Origin of the sequence: Kitasatospora sp. NPDC059327, from assembly GCF_042752535.1 — a bacterium.
Classification (GTDB): domain Bacteria; phylum Actinomycetota; class Actinomycetes; order Streptomycetales; family Streptomycetaceae; genus Kitasatospora.
Genome location: NZ_JBHYYB010000040.1, coordinates 23,823 through 40,662, shown reverse-complemented (window position 1 = coordinate 40,662; position 16,840 = coordinate 23,823). Strand labels below are relative to the sequence as shown.

Annotated in this window: 8 protein-coding genes and 1 pseudogene; 6 read left to right on the top strand and 3 right to left on the bottom strand. The window is 70.4% G+C overall.

Annotated elements, in window-relative coordinates; all coding sequences use genetic code 11:
• Positions 1 to 183 precede the first annotated feature (183 nt).
• Genes ACFXHB_RS23795 through ACFXHB_RS23785 form a run of 3 tightly spaced genes read left to right on the top strand, consistent with a single transcriptional unit; the run spans position 184 to position 2,923 of the window.
• Positions 184 to 1,287 carry a nucleoid-associated protein gene (locus ACFXHB_RS23795; protein ID WP_380576616.1) on the top strand — a complete coding sequence of 368 codons (1,104 nt, stop codon included), beginning with the start codon at positions 184 to 186 and terminating at the stop codon, positions 1,285 to 1,287.
• A 20-nt stretch (positions 1,288 to 1,307) separates the two neighbouring features.
• Positions 1,308 to 2,291 carry a hypothetical protein gene (locus ACFXHB_RS23790; protein ID WP_380576615.1) on the top strand — a complete coding sequence of 328 codons (984 nt, stop codon included), beginning with the start codon at positions 1,308 to 1,310 and terminating at the stop codon, positions 2,289 to 2,291.
• Positions 2,288 to 2,923, top strand: a complete 636-nt coding sequence (locus ACFXHB_RS23785) for a hypothetical protein (protein ID WP_380576614.1) — start codon at positions 2,288 to 2,290, stop codon at positions 2,921 to 2,923. Before ACFXHB_RS23790 ends, ACFXHB_RS23785 begins: the two co-directional genes overlap by 4 nt.
• A 704-nt stretch (positions 2,924 to 3,627) precedes the next feature.
• Here the strand turns inward: ACFXHB_RS23785 and ACFXHB_RS23780 are convergent.
• The 3 genes and pseudogenes from ACFXHB_RS23780 to ACFXHB_RS23770 form a co-directional block, all read right to left on the bottom strand.
• The gene (locus ACFXHB_RS23780) at positions 3,628 to 4,038 is read right to left on the bottom strand and encodes an NUDIX hydrolase (protein ID WP_380576613.1); all 411 of its coding nucleotides are present in this window, start codon (positions 4,036 to 4,038) and stop codon (positions 3,628 to 3,630) included.
• A gap of 3 nt (positions 4,039 to 4,041) precedes the next feature.
• Positions 4,042 to 4,593, bottom strand: a complete 552-nt coding sequence (locus ACFXHB_RS23775; protein WP_380576612.1) for a flavoprotein — start codon at positions 4,591 to 4,593, stop codon at positions 4,042 to 4,044.
• Positions 4,590 to 4,841 (bottom strand): annotated as a pseudogene (locus ACFXHB_RS23770) (transcriptional regulator); the annotation flags it as partial. The pseudogene ACFXHB_RS23770 and the gene ACFXHB_RS23775, both read right to left, overlap by 4 nt.
• Before the next feature lie 125 nt (positions 4,842 to 4,966).
• Here ACFXHB_RS23770 and ACFXHB_RS23765 point away from each other — a divergent pair.
• From ACFXHB_RS23765 to ACFXHB_RS23755, 3 genes are all read left to right on the top strand, one after another.
• Positions 4,967 to 5,758, top strand: coding sequence for a thioesterase II family protein (locus ACFXHB_RS23765; protein ID WP_380576611.1), 792 nt, complete (start codon positions 4,967 to 4,969; stop codon positions 5,756 to 5,758).
• A gap of 239 nt (positions 5,759 to 5,997) precedes the next feature.
• Positions 5,998 to 6,912 carry a sterol desaturase family protein gene (locus ACFXHB_RS23760; protein ID WP_380576610.1) on the top strand — a complete coding sequence of 305 codons (915 nt, stop codon included), beginning with the start codon at positions 5,998 to 6,000 and terminating at the stop codon, positions 6,910 to 6,912.
• 294 nt (positions 6,913 to 7,206) lie between these two features.
• Entirely contained in the window at positions 7,207 to 16,809 is a 9,603-nt protein-coding gene (locus tag ACFXHB_RS23755; RefSeq protein WP_380576609.1) for an amino acid adenylation domain-containing protein, read from the top strand.
• Positions 16,810 to 16,840 lie beyond the last annotated feature (31 nt).

Genomic DNA, 16,840 nt, shown 5'->3' with positions numbered 1-16,840 from the left:
ACTCACAGAGACTTCCCTGTACGTTCCGCTACGATGACCATGGGAGTGACGCGAGCAGGGCCAGCGCCACTGCCCGCCGTGCGCATCGGCCGCTGATCGGGGTGCCCCAGTGGCCCTCGCGGACTGCCAGGCGCTGCAAGGCATTCATGACTGGGACTCAGTCCGAGTACGTGTGGGGTGGGAATGCGCAACGACTTCGGTGACCTTGTGATCGATGAGGCGATCGTGCACTTGGTGCCGCGCAGCCGCAAGACGGACCCGGTGGAGGCTGGGATACAGCTCAGTGACACCGTGTGCGAGCTGACCGGAACGGTCCGCACGGAGCTACAGGGGAAGCTTCGCGACGTCATGGCCCGCCTGGGCCGCGAAGTGGTTGAGGACCCCGAAGCCAAGTCGAAGCTTCCTGAATATGTACAGGACTTCCTCGAAGACCGGATGGACCTTGTCGAGGTCTCCGGCGAGGTCGCCTATTTGCTCCGCAATAGCCAGTCTGGAGTTAGCCCTGCAGGGTTGCTGCTCGTCGCCTCCGCGCGGCTCGACGGCCACAAGGCTCTGCTCATGGTCAAGCTTGAGCAGGAAACCGGAATGCAGGCCAACCAGATCGTCACCGGCGATGGTCGACGGACCTTTAGCGTCGAGTATTTCGCTAACCTCCTGTTCACCGAGGCATCTCGTGTCTACAAGGTGGCTCTGTTCTCCGAGGAAGGCATCGGTGAAGACGGACTGGAAGGCTGGGCTGCCGACAAGCAGATGACTGGGAAGGCCCTGGCGGCGTTCTTCCTGAAGAAGTTCCTGGGGTGCCGGCACAAGGACGAACCCCGCGAGATCACCCGCCGTTTCCACGATGCTGCGGTCGGCTGGATCAACAGTCGCATCACTGACCCCGACACTCGTGTCCAGTACCTCATGGCAGTGCTCGTCGAATTGCAGAGCACTGCCATGACGCTGAATCCTGCCGTGTTCATCAACACGCACCTCAAGCTCCCCCACCGTGAGGACTTCGCATGCTTCCTCAGGGAGCAGGGCCTGCCTGCCCGGGCCACGTTTGACAAGGACACAGAGCTCATTGACACTCGCCTGAGCAAGGTGCGTGTGGAGTTCGCTAACGGAGTCTTTCTCGTCGCTCCGCTCGATGCCGTAGGCGAGACGATCGCCATCGAGGACCTGGGTGGCGGCCACACCAGTGTCACCGTGACCGGAACCGTGACCTCAACGAGCAGTTTCGCCTCTGGTGGTCGCCCTTCAAAGAAGGGCGACACCAAGGGTGAGCCCCAAGCCGGTGCCTGACGGGGATAGCGCCGACGACTGTGCCATTGACGACGAATGAAGCTTTTCATCGTTACAAGAGCGAATTGCCCCGAATAGACCAGGTTGCCCGCCTCACGGCGGAGCACCTCCGTCGCCGTGCCGCCCGCCGTCATCTCAGCTGTCAGATCTCCCACCGTGCCAAGGACGTCAGTAGCTTCGTCAAGAAGGCATACCACAAGGGATACGAGGATCCCTGGGTTCAGATTCACGACAAAGCAGGCATTCGCATCGTGGTTCAGCACTCTGGACTGCTCGATCAAGCCCTGGACCTGGTCCGGCAGTCCCTTGTCGTCGAACGAGTCAAAGACGGCCGCGCTACCCCCGGTCGCGAAGAGCGACTGGAGTACGCCCGACTCCACGTTCAAGTGCGCTCCTTCGGGGAAGAGGAGGATCCGGACGGCAACCCGTACGAGTGCGAGGTGCAGATCCGTACCGAGGCGGAAGACCTCTGGGCGCGGATGTCCCACTCGCTGATGTACAAGTCCGGGGCCTCCGACATCCCCGGCGATGTCAGACGCTCGCTGTATCGTCTGATCGCCCTGGTAGAGCTGTACGACTCGGAGGTCGAACGGGGGGTCAAGCTGTTGACTGAGCACCCTGACTTCACCCGCAGTAACCGACTCTTGGCCGAAGCTGAGCGCATCTACCGCACCTTCACCGACCACCCCTACAACAGAGGCCTCTCCGAAGAGGTAGTTGATGTCCTGCTGGAGGCGATCGAGGACGACGTCGGTTACTGCGACCAGCTGGTGCAGTTCGCCGAGGAATGGCGAGACCGCCTTCAACGCGCCTATCAGGACTATGGCCCGACCAGCGAACACTTCCTCGGCGAGGGGCGATACATGCTGGCGAGCCAACCCGAAAGCTTGATCATATTCGAGAGGCTCGCCAACGCCAGCTTCCTACTCCAGGGCACCTGGGAGGATGCTCTGCCCGATAGCATGCTCAAAGACATGGCAAAGATCTGGGGGACAGCCCTGTGACTGCAGCACAACCCGAACCACCATCCCTGGTCGCTGCAACCTCAATGTTTATCGAGGTCCTCGTTGTCGGCATCGGATTCCTCAGTGGGATCGCCGTCCTTGCCGCAGCCGCAGCCGGCCCTCACAACACGGCCAAGGTTGTACCCGTTGCCAGTAATAGTCTGGCCGCCGGGGCAGCGCTCGCCGCTGCCTACGCACTCGGCATCGTCGTCGACCGCGCCGCGGACAGCGCCCTTGCCCCCGTCAGGCGGCGCCTGCGCGTGGTTTCGTTCACAACAGACCGTGCCTACGCTCAGGCCAGGCTTATGCTGGCGAAAGAACCTGCACTAGCGGCTCGGGCCGACTACGCACGCTCTCGCATGCGGATCTGCCGGGGATGGGTCGTCAACAGCATCCTGCTGACTCTTGCAACCGACGCTGCGCTGCTACGTTACCGCCTCGAGAGTCGTCCACTGCTCGTCATTCTTGCGACGGTCACCGGAGCGCTGGCTACTACAGGTTTCTACTTCACATGGCGCGCGATCACAAAGACCGCCTACCGCAAACTTGCCGAACAGTCAGTCAGACCGGCTCCGCTACCTGCACAGGCCCTTCAGGGGAACCAAATTTCTCACACGACTGCAACGCCGTAGTCTGGCCGCAGCAGAATGGCCAGACTACGGATCTGCGGTGCAGTTGGTGACGGTTGCCGGTTCGGCGGTTCCGGCAGCGGCAAGTGTGGGATATCGAGCCCTTCACGATGGTCACGACCTCGGCCAACGGCAGGCCACTTCAACCGGCGGGGCAGTCGGTCTGGGCCTGGAGGCGCAGCGGTCCGTGGGGGCTTCTGCAGGTGACCCTTGGGGCCGGTCCGGCATCGCGACGTCGGAGATAGTTGCTGAGGGTAACGATGGTAGTCCGGGGTCGTCGAAGCTGGAGCGGATGAATCCCATCGGGCTGGGGGTGCCCAAAAGTGCCCGGGACGTTCCGGTACTCCTGGGACAGATGGCCGCTCGTTGGGACCGGCCGGCAACCGATAACGCTCTGACCAGGAAAATTATGGGACTCGCGGACACTAACTGTCACTGCTGGGCACGATCCGTGACGGCCTCGTAATGCGTAGGTCTCGGGTTCGAATCCCGAAGGCGGCTCCGAGAAGGCCCAGGTCATGTAGTCCATGACCTGGGCCTTTTGTCGTTCCCTGGCGCTCGGGCAGGTTTCGGCGATGCGTCACGAGATCGCTTGCGCGGGCGCCGGCGTTGATCCCGGGTCGGCCCTTGGCCTTGGCGGCCTTGAGCTTCGTCTCCTTCGCAGCCTTCTCGGCTTCGGCCGCGATCCTCGCCCGCAGCGTGTTCTCTCAGGCCTTGAGTGCGGTGTCCAGGTATGCCTGCACTGGCTCGAAGACCCCGTACGGCGCGTATTCGGGGATCTCCGCAAGCGCCACCCACGCCAGTGCGTCCAGTTCTCGTGGGTCACCGACGGCGGCGGTTCCGGTGACGATTTCGCAGGCCGTGTACGACATCCACCGGCCGGTCTCCGGGTGGACGCGTTCGCCGAGTACCTTGACGGCGGCCACGTTCAGCCCCGTCTCCTCCGCGGTCTCGCGGACGGCCGCTTCGTCGGGAGACTCGCCGGGCTCGATCTTGCCTGCCGGGAACTGCCACGAGAGCTGGCCCTCGCTGACTCGGCGCCGGACCATCAGCACCCGACCCTCTCGGATCACGATCGCGGCAGCGATACCTGGCCGTCCGTCTGAAGCCGGGTGCATCGGCTAATCCCTCTCCGCCGCTGAGGCCGCCACGGGGCGGAGCAGGTCGAGGACGTGGGTCCAGTTGTACTTGTCGCGGCCCCCGCCAGCCTTGGGCTTGTGGGGGACGTAGTCGCCGATCAGGACGCCCATCGACCGAAGCCGGGCCAGGCTCTCCCCGTACGCCGGGTGGGCAGCCTGGGCGGAGTTGACGTAGGGCTGGACGGCCACGGGGATGCCGAGTCCGTAGGCCTCGCAAAGGATGCCGAGCGCGAGGGTGTCGGAGATACCGGCGGCCCACTTGTTGATGGTGTTGAACGTGGCCGGGGCGACGGCGATGGCGTCGGCCGGGGGCAGTGGCGGGGGGATGCTCGGTGTGCGCCAGGCGGAGCGGATCGGGTAGCCGGTCTGGGCTTCGATGGCTTCCTGGTCTATGAACCCGAGTCCGTTCGGGGTCGCGATCACGCCGACTCCCCAGCCCTCGGAATGGGCAGCGGTGATCAGTTCGCCCACTCCGTCGGCGATGCCCGACGCGCAGACGACGACGTAGAGGAACGGCTCGCGGTGCTCGGTCAAACCTGGACTCCCAACTCCTGGCAGAAACGGCGAAGCTCCGGGACGGCGCCGCGCCGGTCGCGAGCGGCCATGTCACCGGCCAGCTCAAGCACGCTGGGCCGTCGGCGGATGTCCTCCGAGGCACAGCTCTCCGCGATCCTGAGCGCTTTGTATCCCTCGGCCAGTCTGCCCTGCTGGCTGTAGGTCCGTGCAGCCTCCGCCCACAGTGCTGACTGGTACTCAGGGGTCGTGATGTGCCGACGCATCAGGGTGGGTAGGGGTGGGGTGGGGGGCTTGAAGGGGGGCTGGCATCTGGTCGCGGGGGCGTGGCGGGGCTTGAATGGCAGCCGGGTGGGCCGTCGTGGGTGGCCCCGGGGAGGGGGAGGGGATGGGAATGCCACGGTACGCAGCGGCGCCGGAGCGGAGCAGTCTCTGGATCCGGCGGTTCCAGCCGGCGCCCGCCGCGCCGGCGCAGTTGGTCTGTTTTCCCCATGCCGGGGGTTCGGCGGGGTACTTCCTGCCGGTGGCGCGGGCGATGCCCACGTCGGTGGACGTGCTCGCGGTGCAGTACCCCGGGCGGCAGGACCGGGCGGGGGAGGCCTGCGTCGAGGACGTGCACGAGCTCGCGGACCAGGTGGTGCGGGAGCTGTTGCCGTGGGCGGACCGGCCGTTCACGTTGTTCGGGCACAGTCTCGGGGCGTCGGTGGCGTTCGAGGTGGCGGTCCGGATGGAGCGGGCCGGGATCGCGCTGCGGGGGGTGGTGGTCTCCGGGCGGCGGGCGCCGTCGCGGCCGCGGGACCCGGCGCAGGACGTCCACCGGGCGGACGACCGGACGCTGATCCGGGACGTGGAGCGGTTGAGCGGGACGGATCCGCTGATGCTGCGGGACCCGGAACTCCTGGAGATGGTGCTGCCGTCGATCCGCAGTGACTACAAGGCCGCCGAGACGTATCGCAGCCGTCCCGGCCGGGATCGGGTCGGTCTGCCCCTCCTGGTGCTGACCGGGGACGCGGATCCGCAGGTCACCGCTGCGGAGGCGGCGGCCTGGGCCGGGCACACCACCGAGGGCTGCTCGGTGCGGACCTTCGCGGGTGGGCACTTCTTCCTCAACGACCACTCACTGTCGGTGCATTCGGCGATCAGCGCGTTCATCGCCGGTCGGAACCTGCCGGCGCGGCTCGGGTAGGGGCGGGCCCGGCCCGGCGACGCCCGCCGGGGCGCGCCGGGCCTCGGGCTGGTCCGAGGGGCGGTGGGCACGGGAAGGACAGCTGCAGGTCGCGTGATGTGATGATGAGAATTCCTCGCGAAATGGGGGCAGCCTTAGAGAGATTGTTTGACCACTTATTATCTGACAAATAGCGTGGCTTGTGATTCTTTTCAAAAATGCCTCGCATCCCCTTCCGGCCACCGTTAGTATTGGAACGAATGCTTTCGGTGATCGTTCGATGGTGGATCGCGAAGGGGGTGGCCATGGGCGAGCAGCTGCGCTCCGTGCTGCGTCACGTCGCCTACCCGTTCCTCTTGGTCGCGCTGGTGTCGATAGCGACGGCGGCCTTGCGCTGGCGCTGGGATCTCGGTCGCGTGAGCCAGTTCTTCCTGATCGGAACGATCGGCTATCTGACGGTTCTGGAATGGTTGATTCCGTACGAATCCACATGGCGGCCGAGCGGCGGCGAGTGGGGCTGGTACGGGACCTACTTCGTGCTGACGATGATCGGTGGAGCACTGTCGCAGATGCCGGTGTCGGCCGTGGTCGGGTGGGCGGCGCCGTTGCATCCGGCGTTGCCGCTCCAGGTGGAGATCCCGGCGGCGCTGCTGCTCGGCTCGTTGGCGAACTACCTGATGCACCGGTGGAGCCACGTCAATCGATGGCTCTGGCGGCTGCACGGAGTGCACCACGTGCCGGACAAGGTCAACGTCGCCAATAACGGGGTCAATCACATCGTCGATGTGGTGCTCACCCAGGGGGCGGTCCAGCTCTCGCTCGCGCTGGCGGGGTTCTCGGTCGATTCGGTGTTTGTCGTGGGCCTGTTCGTGGTCGCCCAGGGCTACTTCGTGCACGCCAATGTCGATGTCCGGATCGGTGCGCTCAACCATGTCTTCGCGGGCCCGGAGCAGCACCGGCTGCACCACAGCGTCGATCTGGCGGAGGCCGGGCACTACGGGTCCGACCTCTCGATCTGGGACCACGCCTTCGGGAGCTTCACCTGGCAGCCGGGCCGCCGGCCGGCCGCGGTGGGGCTGCGGCACCCGTCCGACTTCCCCCGGACGCGCGAGGTGATCGCCAGTCATCTCCAGCCTTGGCGAAGGCCGGTGCCCGCCGACGACTCCCCGGTCTGACGTCCGGGATTGCCCCGGGATCCCCCGAGCTTCCCCCCCCGAGCTTCGATCCGACCTTCCGTTCGTGGCTTCCGACGTCTGCCCTCCTCCGCGATTCCGAAAGCGTTCCGGCGGCGCCGTCCCGCGCTGCCGCCGCCCATCTGTCCGCTCACTCTCCGGCCCTCGGCCTGTCCCCCTTCGGCCGGTCCGGTCTCCGGCCTGCCCGGATCCGGTCCGCAGCCGCCGTCCCCATGCCCGTGCGGTGCTCCCACGCCCGTGCCGCGCGCGCGAACGCAGCGACACAAGGACTCGACCATGACGGATTCATGCTCCGCCGCGCTCCCCGATCCCTCTGCCGTATCGACTGATGCGTCGACCGCCTCCGACACCCTCTACGCCCCCGCTCCCGCTGCGACCGCTACCGCCCCCGCCGCCCCCGCCGCTACCGCCGCCGCCCTCTCCGCCCCGACCGGTGCCGGTCCGCTCGCTGCCGAGCCCGCCGGTGGTCCGGAGAAGATCGCGATCATCGGGATCGGCTGTCGGTTCCCGGGCGGCGCCGGCGACCACCGGTCGTTCTGGCAAAACCTGGTCGACGGCAAGGACTGCATCACGCCGACTCCGCGCAGCCGGTACGACGTGGCCACCCTGGGCAGCCGGGACAAGGCCAAGCCCGGCCGGCTGGTCGGCGGCCGGGGCGGCTACATCGACGGCTTCGACGAGTTCGACCCGGCGTTCTTCGGGATCAGCGGCCGGGAGGCCGACCACATGGACCCGCAGCAGCGGAAGCTGCTGGAGGTGGCCTGGGAGGCCCTGGAGGACGGCGGGCAGAAGCCGGGCGAGCTGGCGGGGCGTGACGTCGGCGTCTACGTGGGCGCGTTCACCCTGGACTACAAGATCGTCCAGTTCTCGGACCTCTCCTTCGAGACCCTGGCCGCGCACACCGCCACCGGCACCATGATGACGATGGTGTCGAACCGGATCTCGCACTGCTTCGACTTCCGGGGGCCCAGTGTCTCCCTCGACACCGCCTGCAGCTCCTCGTTGGTCGCCGTCCACCTCGCCGCCCAGAGCCTGCTGCGGGGCGAGACCGACCTGGCGCTGGCCGGCGGCACCCTGTTGCACATCGCGCCGCAGTACACCATCGCCGAGACCAAGGGCGGCTTCCTCTCCCCGGAGGGGCGCTCGCGCACCTTCGACGCCTCGGCCGACGGGTACGTCCGCGCCGAGGGCGTCGCGGTCGTCGCGCTCAAGCGGCTCTCCGACGCCCGGCGCGACGGGGACCCGATCCACGCCGTCATCATCGGCAGCGGGGTCAACCAGGACGGCCGCACCAACGGGATCACGGTGCCCAACGCGGACGCCCAGGTCGCCCTGATCGAGCGGGTCTGCGCCGAGGCGGGCATCACACCCGGCACCCTCCAGTACGTCGAGGCGCACGGCACCTCCACCCCGGTGGGGGACCCGATCGAGGCGAACGCCCTGGCACGGGCGCTGGCGGTCGGCCGCCGCCCCGGCGACAAGTGCTACGTCGGCTCGGTCAAGACCAACATCGGGCACACCGAATCCGCCTCCGGCCTGGCCGGGCTGATCAAGTCCGCGCTGGCGTTGAAGCACCGGCTCATCCCGCCGCACATCAACCTGGAGCGGCTCAACCCGGCGATCGACCCGGCCACCCTGCCGTTCGAGATCCCGACCGAGCTGACCCCCTGGCCCGCCCACCAGGGGCCGGCCCGGGCCGGGGTGAACTCCTTCGGGTTCGGGGGCACCAACGCCCACGTGCTGCTGGAGGCAGCGCCCGAGCCGGTGCCCGAGCCGGCGCCCGCCGGGGAGCCGTCCGTCTCGGCGAGCGGGCCCACCGTCCTCCCGCTGACCGCCCGGGACGCCGCCGCGCTGCCCGAGCTGGCCGCCGGGATCCAGGGCGAGCTGACCGGGGCGCGCGGTGGCACCCCCGCCGGGACGGCCGACCTCGGCCACACCCTGGCCCACCGCCGTCAGCACCTCGACGCCAGGCTCTCGGTGGTCTACGACTCGCGCGAGTCGCTGGACGAGGCACTCACCGCCTATCTGCGCGGCGAACCGCACCCCCGGGTGCTGACCGGTCAACGACGCGAGGCCCGGCACCGCCGGCTGGCCTGGGTCTTCACCGGCATGGGGCCGCAGTGGTGGGGGATGGGCCGCCGGCTCTTCGCGACCGAGCCGGTCTACCGCGAGGCCGTGGAGCGCTGCTCCGAGCACCTGGCCGCACTCACCGGCTGGTCGCTGACCGACGAACTGGCCGCCGACGAGGCGCACTCCCGGATGGCCGAGACCTGGCTCGCCCAGCCGGCCAACTTCGCCGTGCAGGTCGGCCTCGCCGCCCTCTGGCGCAGTCGCGGGGTGCGTCCGGACGCCGTGGTCGGCCACAGCACCGGCGAGGTCGCCGCCTTCCACGAGGCCGGCGTCTACGACCTGGCCGACGCGGTCAAGGTGGTGGTGCACCGGAGCCGGCTCCAGCAGAAGCTGGCCGGCACCGGCGGCATGCTCGCCGTCGCCCTCACCGAGGCCGAGGCGGTCCGCCGGATCCGCCCGTACGGCGACGCGGTGTCGGTGGCCGCGATCAACAGTCCGACCTCGCTCACCCTCGCCGGGGACGAGACGGTGCTCGCCGAGCTGGCCGCCGTGCTCACCGCCGAGCAGGTCTTCGCCCGGTCGCTGACCGTCGAGGTGCCGTACCACAGCGCCCGGATGGAGTTGATCAAGGACGAGCTGCTGGAGTCGCTCGCCGACCTCAAGGCCCGCCCCGCCCAGGTGCCGCTCTACCTCACCGGCCGGGAGGGCACCGCGCACGGCACCGAGCTGGACGCCTCCTACTGGTGGCACAACGTCCGGGACAGCGTCCGCTTCCAGCAGGCCGTGCGGCGGCTCGGGGACGACGGGTACAGCCTCTTCCTGGAGGTCGGGCCGCATCCGGTGCTGGGCCGCTCGATCCAGGAGACGCTGGAGGCCCGCCCCGGCGGGGCCGACCGCCCCGAGGTCCGCACCCTGCCGTCGATCCGCCGTCAGGAGGACGAGCGGACCACCTTCACCGCCTCGCTGGCCGCCCTGCACAACCTCGGCGTCGAGGTCGACTGGTCGGTGCTGCAGCCCGCCGGTCGCCCGGTGCCGCTGCCGCGCTACCCGTTCAAGCGGGACCGGCACTGGGTCGAGCCCCGGCCGGTGGAGCAGGTCCGCCGGGGCCGGCTGGACCACCCGCTGCTCGGCCGCCGTCTCGCCGGTGCCGAGCCCGCCTGGGAGGCCCGGTTGGACGCCGAGGCGCTGCCCTACCTGGAGGACCACCGGATCCAGGGGCAGGTGCTGTTCCCCGCCGCCGGGTACCTGGAGATGGCCGTCCAGGCGGTCCGTGCGCTGACCGGCGGCGCCGACGCCGCGCTGGCCGACGTCGAGCTGCGCAAGGCGCTCTTCCTGCCCGACGAGGAGAGCCGGGCCGTCCGGCTCACGCTCTCCGCCGAGAACGGCTCGTTCACCATCAGCACCGGCACGGCCGGCCCCGCCGACGGCGCCGGCGGTCCCGAGCGCACCGTGCACGCCGTCGGTACCGTCCGCCCCGGCCAGCGCCGGCGGCCCGGCCACCGGCTGGACGCCGAGCGGATCCGCGGCCGCGCCGCCCGCCACCTGGCCGGCCCCGACTGCTACACCGCGCTGGCCGGCCTCGGCTACCACTACGGCCCGGCGTTCCAGGGCATCGACGAGGTCTGGATCGCCCCGGGCGAGGCGCTGGCCGCGGTCCGGCCGACCGCGGCCATCGCCGGGCAGGGCGCCGGGCACCAGGTGCACCCGGTGCTGATGGACGCCTTCTTCCAGACCCTGCTGACGCCGCAGCTCCTGGACGAGGGCCCGGCGGGCACCGGCATCAAGCTGCCGCTCGCCATCGAGGAGGTCCGCCTGGAGGCGGTCGGTGAGCAGCCGCTCTGGGTGCACGCCACCGTGACCCGCGAGGACGGGAACGAGATCGTCGGGGACATCGCCGTCTACGACCGGAACGGCGCCCCGCTCGGCGGGATCACCGGCTTCCGGGCCGCCGACGTGGAGAAGGCCTCCACCGCCGTCGGCCTCGCCACCATCGACGGCTGGCTCGTCGAGCCCTCCTGGTCGGCCTTGCCGCACGCGGCGGACACCCCCGACCTGCTGGCCGAACACCCCGACCACTGGCTGCTGTTCGCCGACGGCCAGGGTGTCGCCGAGGAGCTGGCCGCGCGGATCGCCGGGCGGGGCGGCAGCTGCCACCTGGTGCGTCCGGGCAGCGGCTACCGGCTCGCCGCCGACGGGGGCGAGTCCACCGTCGAGCCCGGCTCCGCCGCGGACCTCGGCCGGCTGCTGGCCGACCGGCGGGCCGCCGGGGTGCCCGACCCGGCCGCGGTGGTCCACCTCTGGAACCTCGACCGGCCCGCGCTGGCGGGCGCCGATCACGCCACCGTGGCCGGCCACACCGGCACCGGCGCGTACAGCCTGATCGCCTTGGCCGCCCTGCTCGGCGCCGAACTGCCCGACAGCAGGCTGCACATCGTCACCCGGGCCGCCCAGGCCACCGCCCCCGGCGAGCCGGTCGAGCCGCTCGGCGCGCCCGCCTGGGGGATCGGCCGGGTGCTGCGCCACCAGGAGCTGCCCGGCCACCCCGGCAAGCTGATCGACCTCGGCCCGGCCGGCCCGGCGGCCGAGGAGGCGGCCGCGCTGCTGCGCGAGTTCGCGCTGGCCGACGAGGACGAGATCGCGTTGCGGGCCGGGCGCCGGCTGACCAACCGGCTGCGCCCGGCCGAGGGCCTGACCGGGCCGCTGCCGCCCAGCCTGCGGGCGGACGGCAGCTATCTGGTGACCGGTGCGTTCGGCGCGCTCGGCCGGCTGCTCTGCCGCACCCTGGTCCGCCGGGGGGCCCGCCGGCTGATCCTGGTCGGCCGCAGCCCGGTGCCCCCGCGCGAGCAGTGGCGCGGGCTCGACCCGGAGAGCCCCGCCGGCCGCAACACCGCCTTTCTGCGCGAGCTGGAGGCGCTCGGTGCCCAGCCCCTCCCGGTGCCGCTGGACATCACCGACGAACGCGCGCTCGCGGACTGGCTCGCCGCGTACCGGGCGCTGGATTCGCCGCCCGTCCGGGGTGTGTTCCACCTGGCCGGCCAGGTCCGCGACACGCTGGTGCCGGAGCTGGACCGGGAGGTGTTCGACGCGGTGCACGGCCCCAAGGTGCTGGGAGCCTTCGCCCTGCACCGGCAGCTGGCGGGTGAGCCACTCGACCACTTCGTGCTGTTCGCCTCGATCGCCTCGCTGCTGACCACCGCCGGCCAGACCAACTACGCGGCCGGCAACGCCTTCCTGGACGCGCTGGCGCACCACCGCCGGGCACTCGGCCTGCCCGCGCTCAGTCTGGACTGGGGGCCCTGGGCCACCGGCATGATCGAGGAGCTCGGCCTGATCGAGCACTACCGCAACAGCCGCGGGATGAGCTCGCTCGCGCCCGAGAGCGGGATGGCCGTGCTGGAGCGGGTCCTGGGGCAGGACCGCGCCCAGTTGCTGGTCGCCACCGTGGTCGACTGGCCGGTCTTCCTCTCCTGGTACCCGGCCCCGCCGCCGCTGGTCGCCGCACTGGCGGCGGCCGCCCGGGAGAACGCCCCGGCGCCGCGGCAGAGCAGCCTGCTGGAGGCGCTGCGGGCGGCCGACGAGGAGGAGCGCCGGGCGCTGCTCACCGAGCGCTTCGTCGCGTCGGCCGCGACGGTGCTGCGGGTGCCCGCGGCGCAGATCGAGCCCGGCACCGGCCTGAGCGCGCTCGGCCTGGACTCGCTGCTCGCGATGGAGCTGCGGGCCCGGCTCAACACCGAGCTCGGTACCGCCCTTCCGGTGGTGGCGCTGCTCTCCAACGCGCCGGTGGCCGAGCTGGTCGCCCAGCTGTACACCGGCCTGGCCGAGCTGATCGAGGACGAGGGCGGCGGCGCCGCGGCGGCCGAGGTCGAGCGGTACGAGGACGAGTCGTACCACCCGCTGACGCAGAACCAGAAGGCGCTCTGGTTCCTCAAGCAGCTCAATCCGGACGGGTTCGCCTACAACATCGGCGGCGCGGTCGAGGTCCGGGTCGAGCTGGAGCCGGAGCTGATGGCCGCCGCCTTCCGGACCCTGGTCGGACGCCACCCCAGCCTGCGGGCCAACTTCGTGCTGGACGGCGGGCACGCCGTCCAGCGGGTCCGCGCCGAGGTCGAGCCGGACTTCGGGGTCTTCGACGTCCAGGGCCTGGAGTGGTCCGAGGTCCACGACCTGATCGTCCGTGAGTACCGCAAGCCGTACGACCTGGAGCGCGACCCGCTGGTGCGGTTCCGGCTGTTCAAGCGCGGGCCGGAGCGCTGGGTGATCATGAAGGCCGTCCACCACATCATCTCGGACGCGATCTCCACCTTCACCTTCATCGAGGAGCTGCTCGCCGTCTACGAGGGGCTGCGGCAGGGCCGGGCGCCCGAACTGCCGCCGATCACCGCCCGCTACCTGGACTTCCTCAACCGGCAGAACGAGTTCCTGGCCGGCCGCGAGGCGCCGCGGATGCTCGACTACTGGCGCGCGCACCTGCCCGCCGAGGTGCCGATCCTCAGCCTGCCCACCGACAAGCCACGCCCGGCGGTGCAGACCCACAACGGCGCCTCCGAGTTCTTCGTGCTGGACGAGGAGCTCAGTGCCCGGGTGCACACGCTCGCCCGGGAGCACAACGTCACCGTCTTCATGGTGCTGCTCAGCGCCTACTACCTGCTGCTGCACGCCTATGCGGGGCAGGACGACATCATCGTCGGCAGCCCGGTGACCGGTCGCACCGACGAGGAGTTCGCCTCCGTCTACGGCTACTTCGTCAACCCGCTGCCGCTGCACGTCTCGCTGGCCGGGGCGCCGACGGTCGCGGAGCTGCTGGCCCAGGTGCGCACCACCGTGCTGGGCGGGCTGGACAACCAGGAGTACCCGTTCGTGCTGCTGGTGGAGAAGCTCGGGCTGCAGCACGATCCGAGCCGCTCGGCGGTCTTCCAGGCGATGTTCATCCTGCTGCACCACAAGGTGGCCACCGAGAAGTACGGCTACCACCTGGAGTACATCGAACTCCCGGAGGAAGAGGGGCAGTTCGACCTCACGCTGTCCGCCTACGAGGACGAGGCGGAGCGTCGCTTCCACTGCGTCTTCAAGTACAACACCGACCTCTTCCTGCCCGAGACGATGGCCCGGCTGGCCGGGCACTACCGCCACCTGCTGGAGGGGCTGACGGCGGCGGGCGCCGACCGGCCGGCCACCGGGTTGGAGCTGCTCGGTGCCGCGGAGCGGGCCCGGGTGCTCCAGCGGTGGAGCGGTGCCGACCGGCGGGTGCCCCACGAGGAGCCGGTGCACGAGCTGATCCTGCGGGCCGCCGCCGCCGACCCGGACGCCCCGGCGGCGGTGGTTCCGGCGGAGTCCGGCCCGACCGCCCGGCTGAGCTACGGCGAGCTGGAGCGGCGCTCCCGGGCCGCGGCGGTCCGGCTGCGGGCACTCGGCGCCGGGCCGGGCTCGGTGGTGGCGCTCTGCCTGGACAAGTCGCCGGAGCTGGTGGTCGCCCTGTTGGCGGTGCTGCGCACCGGCGCGGCCTACCTCCCGCTGGACCCGAGCCACCCGGCGGACCGGCTGGCGGACATGATCGAGCGGGCCGGTGCCGGTCTGCTGGTCGGCGATCCGGACCGGCTCGGCGGGCTGCCGGCCAGGATCGTCGGACCGGCCGAACTCACGGAGCCGGCCGAACTCACGGAGCCGGCCGAACTCGCGGGACAGGCCCAACTCGCGGGACAGGCCGAGCCGGGCGGGCCCGCCGGTTCCATCGACGAACCGGTCGACCCCGACAGCCCCGCCTACGTCGTCTACACCTCCGGTTCCACCGGCCGGCCCAAGGCCGTCCAGGTCTCGCACCGCAACCTCTCCTCGGCCTACCAGGCCTGGCGCGCCGAGTACCGGCTGGACACCGACGCCCGGGTCCACCTCCAGATGGCCAGCCTCTCCTTCGACGTCTTCACCGGGGACTACGTCCGCGCGCTCTGCTCGGGCGCCACCCTGGTGCTGGTCGGCCGGGAGCTGCTGTTCAACACCGCACGGCTCTACGAGGTGATGCGGACCGAGCGGGTGGACGCCGGCGAGTTCGTGCCGGCGGTGGTCCGTACCGTGGTCGGCCACTGCGAACGGTCCGGCCTCCGGCTGGACTTCATGCGGCTGCTGGTGGTCGGCTCGGACATCTGGAAGGTGGAGGAGTACGAGCGGCTGCGCGCGCTCTGCGGGCCGCGGACCCGCCTGATCAACTCCTACGGCCTCACCGAGGCCACCATCGACAGCGCCTACTTCGAGGGTCCGGCCGACGGCCTGGAGCCCAGTCGGATGGTCCCGATCGGCCGGCCCTTCCCGAACAGCGCCTTCTACCTGCTGAACGGGCACGGTCGGCCCGTCCCGCCCGGCGTGCCGGGGGAGCTGTGGATCGGGGGCTCCGGGGTGGCCCTCGGCTACCTCGGTGACGAGGAGCAGACCGCGCGCCGCTTCGCCACCCTGCCGCTCGGCGGGGCCGACGGCAGCGAGCCGGTCCGGCTCTACCGCACCGGCGACCTGGCCCGCTGGGACGCCGAGGGCGGGGTGCACCTGCTCGGCCGGGCCGACTCCCAGATCAAGGTGCGCGGCCACCGGATCGAGCTCGGCGAGATCGAGACCCAGCTCGCCGAGTGGCCCGAGCTCGGTCAGGCGGTGGTCACCGTCCGGCCCGACCGCGGCGGTGAGAACGTGCTCTGCGCCTACTGCGTCCCCGCCCCGGGCCGGACGCTCGACCGCCGGGAGCTCCGCCGCCACCTGGCCGGCTATCTGCCGACCTTCATGATCCCGACGTACTTCGCGGAGCTGCCCGCGCTGCCGCTCACCGCCAACGGCAAGGTGGACCTCGCCGCGCTGCCCGAGCCCCGGGCAGAGGCCGAGGGCCGGGTCGTCGAACCCCCGGTCACCCTCTACGAGATCCGGATGGCCGACCACTGGCGGGCCCTGCTCGGCGTCGAGGAGCTCGGCCTGGAGCACGACTTCTTCGAGTCGGGGGGCAGCTCGATCAAGCTGATCGAGCTGATCCACGGCTTGCAGGCCGAGTTCAACATCCGGATCCCGGTCAGCCAGCTGTTCAAGGTCACGACCCTGCACGGGATGGCCAGGACGCTGGAGCACATCATCACCGGTCGGCTCGACGGCGCCCAGCCGTACCTCTGGTTCAACCAGGAGCAGCAGCAGACGATCTTCTGCTTCCCGCCGGCCGGTGGCCACGGTCTGGTCTACCGGCAGTTCGCGGCGCACCTGCCGGAGTACCGGATGGTCGCGTTCAACTACGTCGCGGGGGACGACAAGATCGTCTGCTACGCCGATCTGATCGACGCCATCCAGCCGGACGGGCCGTGCGCCCTGCTCGGCTACTCGCTGGGCGGGAACCTCGCCTTCGAGGTGGCCAAGGAGCTGGAGCGGCGCGGCCGGGCGGTGCCCAATGTGGTGATCATGGACTCGCACCGGATCCAGGAGTCCTTCACGCTCGGCGACGAGCACGTCCAGGCCTTCGAGCACGAGCTGGCCGAGCACCTGCAGCGGCACACCGGTTCGGAGATCGTCGCCCAGGAGACCCGCGAACAGGCCAGGGACTACCTGCAGTTCTGCAGCCGCACGCCCAACCTGGGGGTGATCGCCGCGCCGGTCAGCGTGATCTCCGACGACGTGAAGGTGGACCGCTACGCGGCCGGCGAGAACGGTGCCTGGCACGGCAGTTCGGCCACCGGCACGGCGGTGTTCCGCGGCTTCGGCACCCACGCCGAGATGCTCGACCACGAGTACATCGCGCGCAACGCCGGGCTGGCCAGGGAGATCCTCGCCGGGGTGGCCGCCGATGTGTCCTGAGGCCCGTGTCGTCGTGCCCGGGCCCGGTGGC